The 17894-nt window shown below is 69.5% G+C and carries 22 protein-coding genes; 13 read left to right on the top strand and 9 right to left on the bottom strand.

The window, feature by feature from the left end:
* The first annotated feature begins 15 nt into the window (after positions 1-15).
* Entirely contained in the window at positions 16-258 is a 243-nt protein-coding gene (locus KB221_05285; protein ID WIY70435.1) for a DUF4170 domain-containing protein, read from the top strand.
* Positions 259-329: 71 nt separating this feature from the next.
* Entirely contained in the window at positions 330-560 is a 231-nt protein-coding gene (locus KB221_05280; GenBank protein WIY70434.1) for a hypothetical protein, read from the top strand.
* A 3-nt stretch (positions 561-563) separates the two neighbouring features.
* Here KB221_05280 and KB221_05275 read toward each other — a convergent pair whose 3' ends face one another.
* On the bottom strand, positions 564-1229 hold the full coding sequence (locus KB221_05275) for a sulfur transferase domain-containing protein (protein ID WIY70433.1): 666 nt from the start codon (positions 1227-1229) through the stop codon (positions 564-566).
* A 139-nt stretch (positions 1230-1368) separates the two neighbouring features.
* Between KB221_05275 and KB221_05270 the strand changes: the two genes are divergently transcribed.
* From KB221_05270 to lpxK, 5 genes are all read left to right on the top strand, one after another.
* Complete coding sequence (locus KB221_05270; protein ID WIY70432.1) at positions 1369-2451, top strand: transcriptional regulator; 1083 nt, start codon at positions 1369-1371, stop codon at positions 2449-2451.
* A 74-nt stretch (positions 2452-2525) separates the two neighbouring features.
* On the top strand, positions 2526-4361 hold the full coding sequence (locus tag KB221_05265) for an ABC transporter ATP-binding protein (GenBank protein ID WIY70431.1): 1836 nt from the start codon (positions 2526-2528) through the stop codon (positions 4359-4361).
* Positions 4358-5047 carry a lysophospholipid acyltransferase family protein gene (locus tag KB221_05260; protein ID WIY70430.1) on the top strand — a complete coding sequence of 230 codons (690 nt, stop codon included), beginning with the start codon at positions 4358-4360 and terminating at the stop codon, positions 5045-5047. The genes KB221_05265 and KB221_05260 overlap by 4 nt, the downstream gene beginning before the upstream one ends.
* Positions 5044-6339 (top strand): 3-deoxy-D-manno-octulosonic acid transferase, encoded by a 1296-nt coding sequence (locus tag KB221_05255; GenBank protein ID WIY70429.1) that lies wholly within the window; start codon positions 5044-5046, stop codon positions 6337-6339. Before KB221_05260 ends, KB221_05255 begins: the two co-directional genes overlap by 4 nt.
* Positions 6336-7358 (top strand): tetraacyldisaccharide 4'-kinase, encoded by a 1023-nt coding sequence (gene lpxK, locus KB221_05250; protein ID WIY70428.1) that lies wholly within the window; start codon positions 6336-6338, stop codon positions 7356-7358. Before KB221_05255 ends, lpxK begins: the two co-directional genes overlap by 4 nt.
* On the opposite strand, the gene KB221_05245 is transcribed toward lpxK, so the two are convergent.
* Positions 7343-8653 carry an amidohydrolase family protein gene (locus KB221_05245; protein ID WIY70868.1) on the bottom strand — a complete coding sequence of 437 codons (1311 nt, stop codon included), beginning with the start codon at positions 8651-8653 and terminating at the stop codon, positions 7343-7345. The genes lpxK and KB221_05245 overlap by 16 nt on opposite strands.
* A 132-nt stretch (positions 8654-8785) precedes the next feature.
* Here KB221_05245 and KB221_05240 point away from each other — a divergent pair, with 132 nt between their 5' ends.
* A complete protein-coding gene (locus KB221_05240; GenBank protein ID WIY70427.1) occupies positions 8786-9484 on the top strand; it encodes a murein L,D-transpeptidase catalytic domain family protein in 699 nt (232 codons plus the stop codon).
* A 7-nt stretch (positions 9485-9491) separates the two neighbouring features.
* Here KB221_05240 and KB221_05235 read toward each other — a convergent pair whose 3' ends face one another.
* The 5 genes from KB221_05235 to KB221_05215 all read right to left on the bottom strand — a co-directional run bounded on the left by KB221_05235 (position 9492) and on the right by KB221_05215 (position 12332).
* Positions 9492-10154, bottom strand: a complete 663-nt coding sequence (locus KB221_05235; GenBank protein WIY70426.1) for a hemolysin III family protein — start codon at positions 10152-10154, stop codon at positions 9492-9494.
* Positions 10155-10284: 130 nt separating this feature from the next.
* Positions 10285-10563, bottom strand: a complete 279-nt coding sequence (locus tag KB221_05230; GenBank protein ID WIY70425.1) for a type II toxin-antitoxin system RelE/ParE family toxin — start codon at positions 10561-10563, stop codon at positions 10285-10287.
* A complete protein-coding gene (locus tag KB221_05225; GenBank protein ID WIY70424.1) occupies positions 10551-10760 on the bottom strand; it encodes a CopG family transcriptional regulator in 210 nt (69 codons plus the stop codon). The genes KB221_05230 and KB221_05225 overlap by 13 nt, the downstream gene beginning before the upstream one ends.
* An 89-nt stretch (positions 10761-10849) precedes the next feature.
* Positions 10850-12124 carry a phosphoribosylamine--glycine ligase gene (gene purD, locus KB221_05220; protein WIY70423.1) on the bottom strand — a complete coding sequence of 425 codons (1275 nt, stop codon included), beginning with the start codon at positions 12122-12124 and terminating at the stop codon, positions 10850-10852.
* Positions 12125-12170: 46 nt separating this feature from the next.
* A complete protein-coding gene (locus KB221_05215) occupies positions 12171-12332 on the bottom strand; it encodes a hypothetical protein (protein WIY70422.1) in 162 nt (53 codons plus the stop codon).
* Between the two features lie 117 nt (positions 12333-12449).
* Here KB221_05215 and KB221_05210 point away from each other — a divergent pair, with 117 nt between their 5' ends.
* Positions 12450-12914 carry a hypothetical protein gene (locus KB221_05210; GenBank protein ID WIY70421.1) on the top strand — a complete coding sequence of 155 codons (465 nt, stop codon included), beginning with the start codon at positions 12450-12452 and terminating at the stop codon, positions 12912-12914.
* A gap of 360 nt (positions 12915-13274) precedes the next feature.
* Here KB221_05210 and KB221_05205 read toward each other — a convergent pair whose 3' ends face one another.
* A complete protein-coding gene (locus tag KB221_05205; GenBank protein WIY70420.1) occupies positions 13275-13637 on the bottom strand; it encodes a hypothetical protein in 363 nt (120 codons plus the stop codon).
* A 100-nt stretch (positions 13638-13737) separates the two neighbouring features.
* On the opposite strand from KB221_05205, the gene xseA reads away from it, so the two are divergent.
* The 4 genes from xseA to KB221_05185 all read left to right on the top strand — a co-directional run bounded on the left by xseA (position 13738) and on the right by KB221_05185 (position 17040).
* Positions 13738-15345: an exodeoxyribonuclease VII large subunit gene (xseA, locus tag KB221_05200; GenBank protein WIY70419.1), complete on the top strand. Its 1608-nt coding sequence runs from the start codon at positions 13738-13740 to the stop codon at positions 15343-15345.
* A 47-nt stretch (positions 15346-15392) separates the two neighbouring features.
* Positions 15393-15593, top strand: a complete 201-nt coding sequence (locus KB221_05195; GenBank protein ID WIY70418.1) for a DUF2093 domain-containing protein — start codon at positions 15393-15395, stop codon at positions 15591-15593.
* On the top strand, positions 15590-16417 hold the full coding sequence (locus KB221_05190; protein WIY70417.1) for a M23 family metallopeptidase: 828 nt from the start codon (positions 15590-15592) through the stop codon (positions 16415-16417). The genes KB221_05195 and KB221_05190 overlap by 4 nt, the downstream gene beginning before the upstream one ends.
* 110 nt (positions 16418-16527) lie before the next feature.
* Entirely contained in the window at positions 16528-17040 is a 513-nt protein-coding gene (locus tag KB221_05185) for a response regulator (protein ID WIY70416.1), read from the top strand.
* Here KB221_05185 and KB221_05180 read toward each other — a convergent pair.
* Positions 17010-17852 carry a lipid A biosynthesis acyltransferase gene (locus KB221_05180; GenBank protein WIY70867.1) on the bottom strand — a complete coding sequence of 281 codons (843 nt, stop codon included), beginning with the start codon at positions 17850-17852 and terminating at the stop codon, positions 17010-17012. The genes KB221_05185 and KB221_05180 overlap by 31 nt on opposite strands.
* Positions 17853-17894: the final 42 nt, after the last annotated feature.

Genomic DNA, 17894 nt, shown 5'->3' with positions numbered 1-17894 from the left:
TATCCGGACGCCGCCATGACCGCCGAAACCGACCAGCTTCTCCACATCGTCATCGGCGGCGAGTTGCGCCACCTCGACGCTCCGGTGTTCCGCGACCTGTCCAAGGTCGAGTTCGTCGGTGCCTTCCCCAACTATGAAGAGGCCCGCAAGGCCTGGAAGGCGCGCGCCCAGGCCACGGTCGACAACGCCCACATGCGGTTCTTCATCCTGCACGCCCACCGGATGATCGACCCCCGCGGCGACGCACACAGCCACTGAATGCGGGACCGGGCTTCGGCCCGGCGCGCTTTCAGGCCTATGATGCCGCTGCACCTGCAGGAGTCCCGCCCTTGACCCTCTTCGGCCGAACCTTCGACGGACAGGAGATCGCCTCCCTGGTCTCGCTGCTGCTGGTGCTGGTCCTGTGGATCGGCGTCTGGCGCGGCAATAACCGGGAGACCCAGTGGCTCCGGACCTGGAACGCAGAGCGCAAGGCGCGCCGCGACGCCGAAATCGCCGCTGAAAACGGCGAGGCCGGAGCGCCGTCTGAAAAGAGCGAGCCGCGCGGCCCCTGGGGTTGACGGCTACTCCCGACGCAGCAGTTTGTCGGTCAGGATGGTGCCCCACCAGCCGGCCTTGAACTCGGCCCGGATGGCCTTCGGGTCATAGGCATCGCTGTCGATCCAGTCGATGAAGCTGACCCCGGTCGGCTCGACCTCGTTGAGGTATTTCTCCAGCGTATAGTCCAGCACGCCCGTCAGCCCCTCGCGGTGATGCAGGTAGCGTTTCGACAGCTGTTCGATGGCCACCGAGATCGGCTCGCCCAGATGGAAGTGGCGATAGAAGACCGCCATCATCCCCGCCCGGTCCGCGCCCGACTTGCAGTGGATCAGCACCGGATAATCGATCGTCCGGAACAACGCCCGCGCCCGGTGCACCCGGTCCTTCTGCGGCGCGTCCCGGGAATCCAGCGGCGCGTCGATCAGGGTCAGGCCCAGCCGTTCGCAGGCCTCCTTCTCCAGCGCATAATAGGCCTCGTCCCGCGCGCCGCGCAGGTTGATGACCGTCTTGATCCCCTTGGACTTCCAGTATTCCAGCTGTCGCGGCGAAGGCTGGTTGGTCCGCACCAGATCCGGACCCAGCCAGTGGCCGTTCATGAACCAGCGGCGCAGGAAGGCGTGATCCTTCCAGACATAGTCCCACCGCGCCTTGAACCGGCCGCCCGGGGTGCTGAGATCGTAACGCGCCATGGATCGCAGATAGCGGGTCGCAACCGGTCCGTCATCCCGGCGCACGAAACACATTGCCTTGCCGCGACGCATGGTTGACGCTTCACCGCCTGCCGCGTCGGGCGAGCGGCCCGTGCAACGCCCGAGGTATCCCTGAACCATGGCCCCCGGCAGTTTCCGCTTCGGCCCCTTCCTGCTGGACCCCGCAGACCGCCGCCTGACCCGCGACGGCGCGCCGGTCGAGCTGAACGCCCGCTACCTCGACGCCCTGGCCTTGCTGGTTCGCGAGCGGGGCAAACTGGTCTCCAAGGACCGTTTTCTTGAGGAGGTCTGGCGCGGCGTGCCCGTCACGGATGAGGCCCTCACCCAGTGCATCCGCACGATCCGGCGACAGCTCGGCGATGCGGCAACCCGGCCGCGCTTTATCGAAACCGTGCCCAAGCACGGCTACCGGTTCATTGCCCCTGTCGAACCGGAGGGGGCTGAGCCCCCGGCTGTCGCGCCTGTCGCCGCGCCGACGTCCGGCCCGGCAGCCGCCGAACCGTGGGACATGGCGCTGCAGCTCGGCAGCGCCGGCGTGCTCGGGGGCGGCATCGCCGGCGTACTCGGCGGCCTGTTCTACGGCCTGGGTGCCGCACAGCCCCTGCCGTCGGGCATGGGCGCGGGTTCGATCGTCCTTGTCCTCGTCGCCCTCACCGTCGCCGTGGGCGTGATCGGCGGCGCGGGCGTGGGCGTCGGGATCGCAGCGGCCAGAACCGCCCGGGGCCAAGCCTCTGCCGGCGGCATCATCGGCGGTGTCTTCGGCGGACTGGTCGTCGGCGCGATCGTGAAACTGCTGGGCGTCGACGCCTTCAACCTGCTGTTCGGCCAATCCCCGAGCGAAATGACCGGCGCCGGCGAGGGCGCCCTGCTGGGTGCCGCGATCGGGTTCGGGACCTGGCTCCATGCGGGCCGGGGACTCAGCCTGAGACTCACCGCCGCCGCCACCGCCCTGACCGGCGCGGTCGTCGGGGTCCTGATCCCCCTGTTCGGCGGACGGCTGATGGGCGGCAGCCTCGACCTGCTGGCCCGCCAGTTCCCGGCCTCACGGCTGCGCCTCGACCCGATCGGGGCCCTGTTCGGGGAAGCCGACTTCGGCCCCGTCACCCAGGCCGTCACCGGCGGCATCGAAGGCGCCCTGTTCTGCGGATTTGTCGTCGGGACGATCATTCTGGTGCAGCGCCGTTTCGGCTCCGACTCCTGAAAGATGCCGCCGCGGGCAGAGGCGACCTGCCATCCCCGCTTGACTTGCCGCCCCAGCCGTCCGACCTCGGACCGATGACGCCGCCGATCCCTGCCGCTGACGAGAAAGAGCCCCTGCGCCCGCTGCTGGGCCGCATCTGGCGCGACTATCTCTCGCACCACCGGACGCCGCTGTTCCTGTCGATCCTGTGCGCCGCCGTCGTCGGCGTCATGGCGGCCACTGTCCTGCAGTTGCTCGAGCCCGCAATCGACGGCCTGTTCCTCGGCAAGGCCGTGACCATCTGGGGCGTGTTCACCGTGCCGGCGGGCCGGGCGCTGGTCTGGATCCCCGTCATCATCGTCGGCGCGGGCCTGATCTGGACCGCCGCCGCCCTCGGCCAGGCCGCCCTCGTCAACCGCCTCGGCCACGGCATCGTCGGCGACATCCAGGTCCGGCTGTTCGGGGCCATGATCCGCGCCGACCTCGCCCGCCTTCGCAGCCAGCATTCCGGCGGCTTCGTCTCCTCGGTCCTGTTTGACGCCAATCTGGTGCGCGAGGCCTTCACCAACGGCGTGGTCAACTACACCCAGCACGCCCTGACCCTCATTGCGGTCATCGGCTACATGGCCTGGACCGACTGGCGGCTGACCACGATCGTCCTGCTGGGCGCGCCGGTCATCGCCTTCGTCATGAGCCGCTTCGGCAAGCGGATGCGCAAGGCCACCACCGGTGCCATGGTCGAGACCTCCAACCTCTCCACCGCCCTGATGGAGAACCTCGACGGCGTCCGCCTGATCAAGATCGAGAACCGCGAGGCCGCCGAGCAGGACCGCGTCGGCGAGGTCGTCGCCCGCCGCCAGCGCCACGTCATCAAGAGCGCCGACAGCCGCGCCTTCGCCGGCCCCTTCTCCAATCTGGTGGCCATGATCGTGGTCGCCGCCGTCATGGCCTACGCCGGCTGGCGGGCCCAGGACGGGACGATGAGCGTCGGTTCCTTCGCCGCCTACATCGGTCTGCTGATGGCCGCCGGCCAGTCGCTGCGGCAGGTGACCAATCTCCAGACCGTCATGTCCGAGGGGCTGACCGCCGCCCGCCGCCTGTTCTCCGCCCTCGATATCGAGCCCGAGATCCGCGAGGCCCCCGATGCGGCCCCGCTCGCCGACGGTCCGATCACCGTGGCCCTCGAACGCGTCTCCTTCGCCTATGCGCCGGCGGCCGAGGGCGGTGCCCCGACCCTGTCCGACGTGTCCCTGTCGGTCGCGCCCGGCGAGACCGTGGCCCTTGTCGGCCCCTCGGGCGGCGGCAAGAGCACCATCCTCAGCCTGCTGCCGCGCTTCTATGACGTCACCGCCGGCGCCGTGACGGTCAACGGCCGCGATATCCGCGAACTGAAACTCCACGACCTGCGCTCGAAGATCGCCCTGGTGACCCAGGAGCCCTTCCTGTTCGACGACACCCTGGCCGCCAACATCGCCTACGGCCGCCCCGGTGCCACGGCGGAGGACATCGTCGTCGCCGCCCGGGCCGCCGCGGCCCACGACTTCATCTCCGCCCTGCCGGAAGGCTATGAGACCCGCGCCGGCGAGGCGGGCCTGCGCCTGTCCGGCGGCCAGCGCCAGCGGATCGCCATCGCCCGCGCCTTCCTCAAGGACGCCCCCATCCTGCTGCTCGACGAGGCCACCAGCGCCCTCGACACCGAGAGCGAGGCCCTCGTCCAGGCCGCTCTCGAACGCCTGATGCAGGGCCGCGCCACCCTGATGATCGCCCACCGCCTGTCCACCGTCCGCAACGCCGACCGCATCCATGTGATCGAGGCCGGCCGCGTGGTGGAGACCGGCTCCCACGCCGAACTGGTCAAGCTCGGCGGCCTCTATTCGCGGCTGGCCAGACAGCAGTCGCTGGACGGGGATCCCGTCACGGCGGTGATATGAGACCGCTCCGCAACCCCGTCATCCAGGGTGTCCTCGCCTCGCTTCTGGCCGGCTGGATGCGCTTCTGTTTCGCCACCATCCGCTGGACCCATGAGAATGAGGCCCTGGCCGAAGCCGTTTGGAAACAGGGCGGCGGAGCCCTCTGCGTCTTCTGGCATTCGCGCATCAGCCTCAGCCCCGCCTCCTGGCCGCTGGACCGGGCCCAGCCGGTCAAGGCCCTGGTCTCGCTGAGCCCCGACGGCCAGTTCCTCGCCCGAGCCCTCGCCTTGCAGGGCATTCCCGCCGTGCGCGGGTCTTCGGCCAACAAGGACAAGGCGGCCAGCGCCAAGGGCGGATCGCAGGCCCTGCGGGACGGGCTGCGCCAGCTCAAGATCGGTGCCCTCGCCATCACCCCCGATGGTCCGCGCGGGCCTGCGGGCGAGATGGCGGAAGGCCTGCCCCTGCTGGCCAGGGTGTCAAAAGCTCCGGTGCTGTTCATCGGCCTGTCGTGCAACCCCGCCATCCGGCTGAACAGCTGGGACCGCGCCCTGTTGCCCTTGCCCTTCGCCAGGGGTGCCATCGTCTGGGATGTCGCAACCTATCCCGAGGGCGCCGAACTGGCGGACGTCGCGAGGGACTGGACCGGACGGATCAATGCCGTCGAAGCCGCGGCCGACTCCATCACCGGGCTGGAACCCTCCCGTTGAGCCCCGCCCTGATCGCCTGGCGCCTGCTGACCCGCCTGCTGGAGCCGCTGGCCCCCCGTCTGCTCGACGCCCGCGCCAAACAGGGCAAGGAAGACCTCGAACGGGTCGACGAACGCCTCGGCCATGCCTCCGTCGCCCGGCCGGATGGCGATCTGGTCTGGCTGCATGGCGTCAGCGTCGGCGAGACCCTGTCCCTGCTGCCCGTGGTCGAGCGCCTGCGCCGCGCCCGGCCCGACCTCTCCGTGCTCGTCACCTCCGGTACCCTGACCTCGGCGCAACTGCTGGCCCGGCGCCTGCCGGCCGGGGTGATCCATCAGTTCGCGCCGGTGGACGCGCCGGGCGCGGTGGCCGCCTTCCTCGACCACTGGCAGCCGTCGCTGGCCGTCTTCGTCGAGAGCGAACTCTGGCCCAATCTGATCCTCGGGGCCCGAGGGCGCGGCGTGAAACTGGTCCTCGCCAGCGCCCGCATCACGGAAAAGACCGTCGACGGCTGGCGTCGTTTCCCCGGCGCGGCGCGGGAAATCCTGTCCGCCTTCGATCGCATCCTGCCACAGGACGAGACCTCGGCTGCCCGGCTGCACAGCCTCGGGGCCCGGATCGACGGCCATGTGAATCTCAAACTCTCCGGCGAGGCGCCGCCGCACGACGCCGCCGCCTTCACCCGCCTCAGCGCCGCCATCGGCGACCGCCCCGTGGTCGTCGCCGCCAGCACCCATGACGGCGAGGAGATCGCCCTCGTCCGCGCCCTCGACAAACTGGCCGACCGGCTGTGCCTGATCCTCGTGCCGCGTCACCCGGCCCGCAGCCCGGAGATCGCCGCCGCCCTGTCCCGTGACGGCTACCGCTTTGCCCTGCGGTCCCAGGGCCGCGAGCCCGACCGCGACACTGACCTCTATCTGGCCGACACCCTCGGCGAGATGGGCCTGTTCCTGCGCCTCGCCGACGTCGTGGTGATGGGCGGATCCTTCTCCGCCGCCCTCGAAAAGCCCCCCGTCGGCGGCCACAATCCGCTCGAGCCCGCCCGCCTCGGCAAGCCGGCTGTTACGGGCCCCGACATGACCAACTGGGCCGCGGTCACCGAAGCCCTGGTAGAGGCCGACGGTCTGGCGATCGTGGAAGCGCCGTGGGACCTGCCCGCCGTCATCGCGCCCCTGCTCGCCGACAATGCCGCCGCCAGGGCCATGGGCGAGCGCGGCCGCCGCGCCGCGGCCGAGGCCGGCTCGGGGCTCGACCGGCTTTGGGAAACGCTCGCGCCCCTGCTGCCCCCCGCTCCGCAGCGAGGCCGCCGATGAAGCTCAACACCCCCCGCTGGTGGTACACGCGCGACGCCCGCCACGGCGCGGTCGCCCGCACCCTGCTCAAGCCCCTGTCGTGGATCTGGGCCGCGGCCACCGCCCGCCGCATCGCCCGCACCGAGCCGGTCGATCCGGGCATTTCGATTATCTCGGTCGGCAATCTGACGGTCGGAGGCTCGGGCAAGACCCCTGTCACCCGCGAGGCCATCCGCCTGCTGCACGAGGCCGGCATCAACGCCCACGGCCTGTCGCGCGGCTATGGCGGGTCCCTGCGGGAGCCGACACAGGTCGACGCCGCGATCCACACCGCCGCCGATGTCGGCGACGAGCCCCTGATGCTGGCCCTCGGTGGCCCGACCTGGATCGCCCATGACCGCGTCGCCGGCGCCCGCGCCGCGGCGGGGGCCGGCGCACAGGTTCTGGTCCTCGACGACGCCCACCAGAATCCGACCCTGAAGAAGACTCTCAGCCTCGTCGTCGTGGACGGCGAGACGCGCGGCGACGAATGGCCCTTCGGCGACGGCTCGGTCTTCCCGTCCGGCCCGATGCGCGAAAAGCTGCGCCATGGTCTGGCCCGCGCCGACGCGGTCGTCATCCTGCTGCCCGCCGACGCGCCCGGCGCCGATCCCGAACTGGTCCAGGCCTTCGGCACCCTGCCGGTGCTCATCGCCCGGCTGACCCCCGCCGCGCCGCCGCCCCAGGGGCCCATCGTCGCCTTCGCCGGCATCGCCAAGCCGTGGAAGGTCGAGCGCGCCCTCGACGCCGCCGGCGCCGAACTGGTCGATTTCGCGCCCTTCCCGGACCACGCCGCCTTCCGCGAGGACGACCTGCGCTTCCTCGCCGACCGCGCCGACCGCTATCATGCGCGCCTGGTCACCACCGAAAAGGACTGGTTCCGCCTGACGCCCGAATGGCGGACGCGCGTCCTCTCATGGCCGGTCAAGGCGACGTTCGAGGACGAGGCGGCGTTCCAGGCGCTGTTGCTGGGGGCGGTCCGGGCTCACTCCGCCCGGTAGACCATCCCGCTCCGCATCACGAACCGCACCCGCTCCAGCTCGGTCACGTCCGTCAGGGGGTCGCCACCGACCGCAATCAGGTCCGCCGGCATGCCCGCCGCGATCCGGCCCGCGTCCTGCGAGATCCGCAGGTGCGCCGCCGCGTTCACCGTCGCGGACTGGATGGCCTCCAGCGGCGTCAGGCCCGCCCGCACCAGAAGGGCGAACTCCTGGGCGTTGTCGCCGTGCGCTGAAACGCCCGAGTCGGTGCCGAAGGCGATCCGAACCCCGCCCTCATGCGCGCGCCGGGCCATGTCCAGCATCTTCGGCCCGGCTTCGAGGGCCTTGGCCGTCTGGGCCGGGGTGAAGAAATTGTCCGGGCCCGAGGCGATCCGGCTGACGAAATCCCCGGCCAGCAGTGTCGGCACCAGATAGGTCCCCTCGCGCCGGAACAGGCGGATCGATTCATCGTCCAGATAGGTGCCGTGTTCGATCGAGTCGCCGCCGGCGCGCAGGAAGGCGTTGATGCCGTCGACGCCGTGGGCGTGCGCCGTCACCTGACGGCCCATGCGGTGGGCGGCGCCGATGATGGCCGCCAGCTCTGCGTCCGAGAACTGCTGGCCCAGCCCCGCCGCCGTATTCGACAGCACTCCGCCGGTCGCTGTGATCTTGATGATGTCGGCCCCCGAACGGACCTGGAGGCGCACCGCGCGCATGCAGTCGTCGGCACCCGAGCAGATGCTCTCGCCGGTGAACATGTGCATGATGTCTTCGCGGTAGCCGTTGACGTCACCGTGCCCGCCGTGAACCGAAACCGACTCGCCCGAGGCGATGATCCGCGGCCCGGCCACGTCGCCACGCCGCACCGCGTCCCGCAGGCCGAAGATCGTTTCATTGGTCGCGCCGAGGTCAGCGACCGTCGTGAACCCGGCCATCAGGGTGCGCCGCGCGAAGCGCGCGCCGACAAAGGCTTGGTCGACGTCGGACTCGGTGACGCTTTCGAGACGGCTGTTCGGGTTCTGCTCGTTGGTCAGGTGGACGTGGCTGTCGATCAGCCCCGGAAGGACAAAGGACGACCTCAGATCGACGATCCGGCCCTCGCCGACGAAGCCGTCGCGCACTTCGACGATCCGGTTCCCTTCGATCACGAGAGTTTTATCGCGCTGCACAATTCCAGTCGCGGGATCGGCCAGAAGCCGGCCCACCTGGACAAACGTCGTTCCCCCGGCAGGGGAAACAGGTGCGGGTGCGGGCGTTTGCGCGGCGACGCTCGTGGTGGCGAACAAGGCCGCAGCGGCCAGCAAAGTTGTGATCAGCTTCACGAAATCCTCCCGGAACAGGGCTTGCACCTTACACATCCGGGGGTCTTCACCAAGGCTCAGGTTGAAACAGCCGTCACGACCTGAAACAACCCGTGACCTGTTCTGTAACCGTGCGAGGGGCGTCGCATGCGCTTGGCGAGACGAGGCTTCATTCTGGGCGGCGTGGCGATGCTTTCGGGCTGCGCCACAGCGGCCGCACAGACGGCGAGCATCCAGCCGCTCGTGACGGTCACGCCCGGCCCCCAGCTTCCGGCCCGGCCGGCCCAGGTCATCACCTCCCAGCTCAACACCACCCGCCCGCTCGACCCGCGCAGCCAGGTCCGCAAGGAATTGATGGAGCGCGCGATGGCGGCGCTCGACATCCACGACCACCGCATCACCCGCCGCGACCGCATGTATCTGGTCGACTTCAAGAAATTCTCGGGCGACGAACGGCTGTACGAGGTCGACCTCGAAGGCGGTGCCGTCACCCTGATGCGCACCAGCCACGGCCGCGGCTCCGATCCGGCGCACACCGGCTTCGCCACCAGCTTCAGCAACACGCCCGACAGCCACATGTCCTCGGTCGGCTCCTATGTGACCGCCGGGGCCAGCCACGGCGCGGAGCAGGGCCCCAACGTCCTGCTCGACGGTCTGGAGTACACCAACAACCTCGCCCGCGAGCGCGCCATCATCATCCACAGTGCCGACTACGCCGACCCGGCCTTCCTCGCCCGTGAGGGCAAGCTGGGCCGCAGCTACGGCTGTTTCTCGGTCGCCCACGCCGACCTCCCGGCCCTGCGCGAGCGCATGGGCGAAGGCCGGCTACTGTTCGCCTGGGCCTGAGGCCGCCCTACTTCAGCACGGCCAGCAGCACCGCCACCCAGTGCACGGCGGCCGCCACCACGACGTGGCCATGCCAGACCGCGCGCCGGTAGCGCATCGCCTTGTTGGCGTAGAAGATCACCCCCACCGAATAGAGCAGCCCCCCGATGGCCATCAGGATCAGCGGTGCGAGGCCCAGGCTCTGCAGGATCGGCTGAATGGCGATGACCATCAGCCAGCCCAGCGCCAGATAGACGAAGATCCAGAACCCCTTGCCCAGTCCCGGCAGCAACAGCTTGGCCATGGCCGCGAAGATGGCCGTGCCCCACACCGCCGAGGTCATCCCCCAGGCCCAGGCCCCGGTCAGATGCTGGGTCGTGAAGGGGGTGTAGGAGCCGGCGATCATGATGAAGATGCCCGCGTGGTCGAACCGGCGCAGCAGCGGCTGGAACCGGGGCGCGGCGAAATTATAGGCGGTCGACAGCCCCAGCATGGTCAGCAGCCCGACCGCATAGATGGCCGAGGCCGTCAGACTTCCCGCATTGCCGAAGCCGATCGCCAGACCCAGCAGCATCCCGCCCCCGACCAGCGCCAGCGCCAGTCCGGTCAGATGCACGATCAGATCGGCCAGTCGTTCCTTGCCGTCCCGGTAGTGGCTCGGCGGTTCGGGCGGCAGGGCGGTGTCGGTCACGGGGCGTCGGTCTCCAGGGCGGGTGTCCGCACGGCCTGGTGGCGGAACCTGCACGATACATGGCACGCGTCGGAGCGTTGGAACACTGGCGCGATGGATGAGATCGGCGGCCGAAGGAAACAGGGGTGTTTCAGGGATCGATCGGCCGCCGTGCTGCATGACGGACTGTCACGACGTAGACCCGATCCTCAGCGACCAGATATCGAATGATGTAGGGTCTAACCGAAGTGAGTTCGCGCGTGCCTCGACCCGACGGTCGCCCTCGCTCTGCGAACAGGGCGAGGCTGTCGCCAGCCTCCTTCAGACGAATGAAAAAGCGCGCCGCCACTCCAGGGCTGAAATCCGCAAGGTAGAGACTGATCGTCTCCAGGTCGGCCAGGGCCTGATCTGTCCAGACTACTCGCCGCACTTCGGACGCGGGAGAGGATTGGGGCTCGACCAGGACTTGACCCAGCGCAGGACGGCCTCATGGCTCACTGCGCGACCCGCCTCGATGTCCGCCAGACCTCTGAGGGTCGCCGCGTCCAGTTCGGCATCGTCCGCGGAAATCTCCTCGAAATCGAACGCGCCGGGCTCTTCGTTCAATTCTTTGGCTGGGTCGTCCATCGGGCGATCCTATCACGATCGAAGATCGACGCATCCGGCTTCAACCCAAGCGAGATCATGAATCGGCCCACCACCAAGCCTGGGAGACCCTACTCCCGCTCCAGCGCCCGCCAGCCGATGTCCGTGCGGTGGAAGCCGCCCGGCCAGTCGATCTTCTTCACCGCCGCATAGGCCCGCGCGCGCGCCTCGGCGATGTCCTTGCCGCGGGCACAGACGTTGAGCACCCGGCCGCCCGCCGCCACCAGCTGGCCGTCGGACTGACGCCGCGTTCCCGCGTGGAAGACCTGCACATTCGGACCGAAATCCTGCTCCGCACCGCGGATGATCGAGCCTTCCAGCGGACTGTCGGGATAGCCCGAGGCCGCCAGCACCACGCAGATCACCGTATCGGGGCTGAACGCCGGCATCGGCGCCCGGGTCAGGTCGCCCCGCGCGCAGGCCAGCAACAGGGGCACGATGTCCCCGTCCAGCCGCATCATCAGCACCTGGCATTCCGGATCGCCGAAACGAGCGTTGAACTCGACCACCTTCGGCCCGTCCTCAGTGGCCATCAGTCCGGCGTACAGCACCCCGCGATAGGGCATGCCCTCGGCCGCCATGGCCGCCACCACCGGCTGGACGACCAGACGATCGGCTGCCTCGACCAGTTCGGGCGTGAACACCGGGGCGGGGGAATAGCTGCCCATGCCGCCCGTGTTCGGCCCGAGGTCGCCGTCATAGGCGCGCTTGTGGTCCTGGGCCCCGCCCAGCAGGACGGCGCGCTGGCCGTCGCAGACCGCGAACAGCGAGCCTTCCTCGCCGTCCATGAACTCCTCGATCACGACCCGCGCCCCGGCCGTGCCGAACCGGCCGCCGAGCATCCGCTCGATCTCGCCCTCGGCGTCGCGTTTGGTCGGGCTGATGGCCACGCCCTTGCCCGCCGCCAGTCCGTCGGCCTTGATCACATAGGGCGGCTTGAACACCGTCAGCGCCTGCCGCGCCTCATGCAGCCGCTCATAGACGCCGAACCCCGCGGTCGGGATCTCATGCCGCTCCATGAAGGCCTTGGAGAAGGCCTTGGACGTCTCCAACTGCGCCGCCTTCGCCGTCGGTCCGAAACAGGGGATGCCCGCCGTCGCCAGCCGGTCAGTCAGCCCGGCTTCCAGGGCGGTCTCGGGCCCGACCACCACCAGGTCGGCCCTGATCTCCCGCGCGAGCGCACACAGGCCATCGGCGTCGGTGACCTTCATGGGCCGCAGCTCGCCCAGCTTCTCCATGCCGGGATTGCCCGGCGCGATGACCAGCCGCCGCGTCAGCGGCGACTGGGCGATCTTCCACGCCAGGGCGTGCTCGCGCCCGCCTGATCCAACCAGCAGGATGTTCATGCGCGGGCAATGACCGGACCCGCGAGGCCGGTCAAGTCACGGATGCTCACCGTGCGACCAGGGCGGAGATGACATAGACCGCAACGCCCAGCAGCAGGATCGCGCCGATGAACAGCCAGGGGCTCACGGCGGGCCCTTCACTGCGACGTCCCAGCTCGTGTTCGCGCGGGTCCCGATCGTCGGGGTCAGTGTCGCGGGGATCGGCCATGCGGAGACAATGACGGCCCGGGGCGGAGAGTTCCAGCGGCTCCGGTGTTCCGGCCTCCGGGGGCTTGACCCGGCGAGGCCTCATCCGTTGACTGGGCGGCGGGGGAGAGATTTGCCGATGTTCAGGATGACTGTACCGGGCGCGCTCTGCGTCGCTCTGCTCGTGGCGGGCTGCACGCCGACCTATGTCGCGCCGCGCGAGGGCCCCATGGCGCAGATTTCACTGACCCGCGGCGCGCTCGAAGACAGCGAGCACGCAAAGCTGATGGTTTCAGACGCCCAATGGTCGCGCAGGGCCGACATCACCGGCGGCCTTCTGTTCACCTATGACGCCCCGGCCACCATCCCGGCCGGTGCGCCGATCTATATGGAGCTGCAGACGCTCCGCTACGCCGGGTCGACCGAGATCTATTGCGGGGCCCATTTCGCCTTCGTGCCCGAGGCGGGCCACAGCTATGCGGTGGTGCCGGACACCCACGGCGGCCGGGCCTGCACGGCCGCGGTGACCGATCGGGCGACGGGTCAGGCCCCGGCGTCCTTCGTCGTCCTGCCGGTGGGGCCGGACTGGCGGCCGGCGGACTGACCGGGCCGGTTAGAGCCAACCAACGAAAACGCGCCGGGCTACCTTCGTCATCCCGGACGCCGGTCGAGGACTGGAATGCCAAGCTTCAGCTACAGCCTCACGCACGGGAATGAGACGAAGCTCGCCGTGCTCAGAAAGAGCAACCCGCAGGGTTGGTTGATTGACGCTGTGCGAGCGACTTTTCCTGAGGTGGCGGCTCGCCGTGGCAACGACATCATCCGGCTCAGACTGGAGAAAACCGAAGGTGCTGAGAGCTGGCGGGCCACCCTGGCCGATGAGCCTTCCAACCTTGTGATCAGCGTTTCACGAACCCGATGAGCGTCCGCCTTGCGGAACGGCACGATGGTCCGCTCCCGCCCCTTAGCGGTCGTCCTGCGACTGGCTCAGGAGAGCAGAACCTTTCCGGACTGACGAGATCAGGATCATTTTGTGGAACTGGTAGCAGACCCACACGATGGCTCCCGAAAACGGGATGACGAACAGGTCGCTGAGGGTGTGGGGTTGGGCTGTGAACCACGCCAGCACGAGCCAAAGCACCCAGAAAACAGCAAAGCCCACGGCCATGATGCGGAGCACCAGTCTCGTCTTCGGCCCGACTGCCGCCGGCGGCTTCTGCGTCGAACGCGGACGCTCCACAGGCTGCGCCTTCCGCCGCTCGAGGCCGTCGAGTTTCTTGGCCAGATCGTTCAGCCTTTGATCGACGGTTCGCGGCAGTTCGGACATGTGGCCAAGCTAGTCGCGAGAACCTCCGCGTTCTACCCATGGCAGACACCCGCCCACATCCGCCATTCCCCCCGCCGCGCGGCACCGCTACCCTCCCCCCATGAGCGACGACTCCTACGTCTTCGAGGGCCCGGCGGACGAACCGCCGCCGCCCGTCCGGGACAACAATCCTCCGCAGACGGTCTCGGAACTGTCGTTCGCCCTCAAGCGCACGCTTGAGGACCGGTTCGGCCATGTCCGGCTCCGGGGCGAGATCTCCAAGGTCAATCACCACGCCTCGGGCCACGTCTATCTGACCCTCAAGGACGACAAGTCGGCCATCGACGGGGTGATCTGGAAGGGCTCGGTGCGCGGCCTCGGCGTCCGGCCCGAGTCCGGCCTCGAGGTCATCGTCACCGGCAAGATCACCTCCTATCCGGCGCGGTCGTCCTACCAGATCGTCATCGAGAGCATGGAGGCGGCCGGGGCCGGCGCGCTTCTGGCCCAGTTGGAGCGGCTCAAGGCGAAACTGGCCAGCGAGGGCCTGTTCGAGCCGGGCCGCAAGAAACCCATTCCGGCCTTCCCCGCCGTGGTCGGCGTCATCACCAGCCCGACCGGCGCGGTGATCCGCGACATCCTGCACCGGATCGCAGAGCGCTGGCCGTGCCGCGTCATCGTCTGGCCCTGCGTCGTCCAGGGCGACGCCGCCGCCGGCCAGGTCGCCGCCGCCATCCGGGGCTTCGACGCCCTGAAGCCGGGCGGCCCGATCCCGCGACCCGATGTGGTCATCGTCGCGCGCGGCGGGGGCTCGGTCGAGGACCTCTGGGCCTTCAATGACGAGGCCCTGGCCCGCACCGTCGCCGCCGCCTCCATCCCGATCATCTCGGCCGTCGGGCATGAGACCGACACCACATTGATCGACTTCGTCTCCGACCGGCGCGCGCCGACGCCGACCGGCGCGGCCGAGATCGCCACCCCGGTGCTGGCCGACCTCCAGTACGCCGTCGCCGATTTCGACCGCCGTCTGGCCCGCGCCGGCGGCCGCATTCTAGAGGACCGCCGCACCCGGCTGCGTGCCGCCGCCCGCGGCCTGCCCGCCCGGCCCGAGGACGTCCTCGCCCTGCCACAGCAGCGCCTCGACCATGCCGGCAGCCGCCTCGCCTCGGGCCTGACCCGGAACGTCGCCCTGCATGAGCGGGGGCTCGTCCGTGTCACCGGCCGCCTGTCCCGCGCCCTGCTGGACCGCGCCATGGAGCGCCGCCGGGACCGGCTGGAGGCCGTGTCGGCCCGTCTCGGCACCGGTCTGGACGCCAATGTGAAGGCCCATGAGCATCGGCTGATGCGCGCCCTCGCCCGCCTGTCGCCCGAGCCCCTGCATCGCCGCCTCGACCAGCGCGCGGCGCGGCTCGAGTCCGTCGGTACCCGGCTCGACGCCCTGCCCCGGCGGATCGAACGCGAGGAGGCCCGCCTCGCCGCCCTGTCCCGGGCCTTGGCCGGCCTCAACCCGAAGACCCCCAAGCCCGGCTTCGCCCGGATCGAGGCCGAGGACGGCGTCATGATCGCCGCCGCTACTGCCCTGCAGGACGGCCAGGCCGTCCGGATCGTCTTCGCCGACGGGTCGCGCGGGGCCCGGATCGACGGCGGCGAGACCCCGCCGCCGTCGCCGAAGCCGCCGGCGTCGCCACCCCGCCCGAAGACGCCGCCCCCCGGTCAGGGCGACCTGTTTTGAGCATCAAAGCCGTGGCGTTGCGCCCACGGCCAAGCTAGCCTGCCTCCATGCCCAAGACCCAGACCGCCAAGGCGACCCTCCACTACGGCGATGGCGAGTTCGCCGTGCTCAAGCCCGGCCGCTTCGTGACCTGTGCCGTCAGCGGCAAATCCATCCCCCTGGAATCCCTGCGCTACTGGTCGGTCAGTCTGCAGGAAGCCTATGCGGGCCCCGGGGAAGCCTTCCAGAGACTGGGCCAGGTCGCGTGATCCTCAACCGCCGGAGCGTCGTTATCGGCTCCGGTGCCCTGCTCGCCGCCGGTTCCGCCCAGGCGCAGGACGACGGCCTGACCCTGGCCGGCCGCTTCGTCCAGGGCGGTCACGCCCTCGGCCGCACCTGGCCCCGCGCCCTGATTTTCGTCGATGGTGAATCCCTGACGGCAGCCTCGGCTGACGGCGTCTTCATCGTCGGCTTCGACCGTGAGGCGGCCGGCACTGTCCAGATCGAGGCCCGGCTCGGCGACCGCACCGCCCGCCGCATCCTCGACATCGCCCCCGGCCAGTTTCCCTCGACCAGCGTCAATGGCCTGCCGCCGTCGACCGTGGAGCCCTCCGACCCCGAACTGCTGGCCCGCATCCAGCGCGAGATCGTGATCAAGACCGAGGGCTTTGCCAGCCGCATCGACGCCGATCATTTCCGCGATGGCTTCGACTGGCCGCTGGAGGGCTTCCGGGTCACCAGCCGCTGGGGCAGCCAGCGCGTCCTCAATGGTACGCCCGCGCGGCCTCACTACGGCATCGATCTGGCGGCACCGCAGGGGACGGTGATCCGGGCCCCCGCCGCCGGACGCGTCACCCTGGCCCAGCCAGGGTTGCATTTCGAGGGCGGCCTGGTCCTGATCGACCACGGCCAGGGGTTGATCACGGCCTATCTTCACCAGTCCCGCATCGACGTCGTCGCAGGCCAGGACCTGAGCCGCGGAGAGCCTGTCGGCCGGGTGGGCATGACCGGCAGGGCCACCGGTCCACATCTCTGCTGGCGCATGAAATGGCGCGACCGCAACCTGGATCCTTCACTGCTGGTGAAAACCTGAGCGTGCGTAAACGGTTATGCTTTTGACTGAACGTTGATCGGTCATGGACGGATAATGATTCGCCCCTTAAATTGACCGCCTTCCCGCCGCTTCCGGCACGGCCCAGTTTTATGTCATCTCTCCAGGCACTCCAGGTTCTGCTGGTCGACGACAACCAGCACATGCGGGCGATCACGTCCGCGGTGCTGCAGTCGGCCGGCGTGCGCAAGGTGCGGGAGGCCGCTGACGGCACCGCCGGACTCGAGATCCTGCGCGAGCATCCGATCGACCTCGCCATCGTCGACTTCAACATGTTCCCGCTGGACGGCGTCGAATTCACCCGACTGGTCCGCAACAGTCCGGACACGGCCAATCCCTATCTGCCGATCATCATGATGACCGGCCATTCGGAAAAGAGCCGCGTCTATGAGGCGCGCGACGCGGGGGTGACGGAGTTCGTGGTCAAGCCGATCACGGCCAAGGCCATCCTCGACCGCATCCAGGCGGTGATCTTCCGCCCCCGTCCGTTCGTGAAGACCGACGGCTATTTCGGGCCAGACCGCCGACGGTCCAACACCTCGAACTACAAGGGGCCGATGCGCCGCGCCGCGGATCAGGCCAGCGACGACTCCAGCGCGGCATAGACCCGGTCGGGCCAGCGTTTGTGGACCCAGAACCAGTCCACCGGGCTCTCGCGCACCCGGTCCTCGACAAAGAGGGTGATCGCCTGGACGCCGCGCGCGATGTCCCCCTGCCGATCGCCGGTCTGTTCCAGTTCGATCGGCTCATAGACGGTCAGCCGGAACCGCACGCCCGGCAACCGCACCACCGACATCGGCTGCAGCACCGTGCCGAACCGCAGCGCCAGACGGCTGGGGCCGGGGGCGGCGTTCACGGGCTGACCGAAGAAGGTCACCTCGGGACCTTCCGAGAATTTCTGGTCATTCATCAGGGCCACGGACTCGCCGCGCGCCATGCCGGCCAGCAACTCCCGCGCCCCGTCGCCGCCCTTGGGCGCGAACAGCTTCACCCCGTAGCGGGCCCGCGCCGCGATGATCTGGGCGTCGACATAGGGATTGTTGGCCGCGCGATAGGTGATCTGGCACGGCACGCCCGAGCCCGTGATGGTCGCCGCCAGCGTCTCGATATTGGCGAAATGGCCGCCCACGAAAACCACCGGCTTTCCCGAGTCCCGGATGGCATGCAGCCGCTCCAGGCCGACCACCTCGATCCGGCCCTGTTTGACCAGAATGTCCATCACCGCCGTCTCGGCGAAGGCGCGGCCGGTCTGTTCCCACTGCGCCAGCGCCAGCGCCTCGCGCGCGTCTTCCGGCATATCGGGGAAGGCGATGCGCAGGTTGCGCATCACCGTGCGCTGCGTCCCCGTCTTCGGCCCCAACGTCCGCAGCAGCCAGCCGCCGAGCGCCGAGGCCCGCTCGACGCCGAGCAGCCGCATGAAGCCGATGAAGCCCGCGAAGGCGAGCGACTCCAGGCGCCA

Origin of the sequence: Aquidulcibacter paucihalophilus (genome assembly GCA_030285985.1) — a bacterium.
Classification (GTDB): Bacteria; Pseudomonadota; Alphaproteobacteria; order Caulobacterales; family Caulobacteraceae; genus Brevundimonas.
Note: the sequence above shows the minus strand (reverse complement) of the source record. Positions and strands in the feature narration are given on the sequence as shown.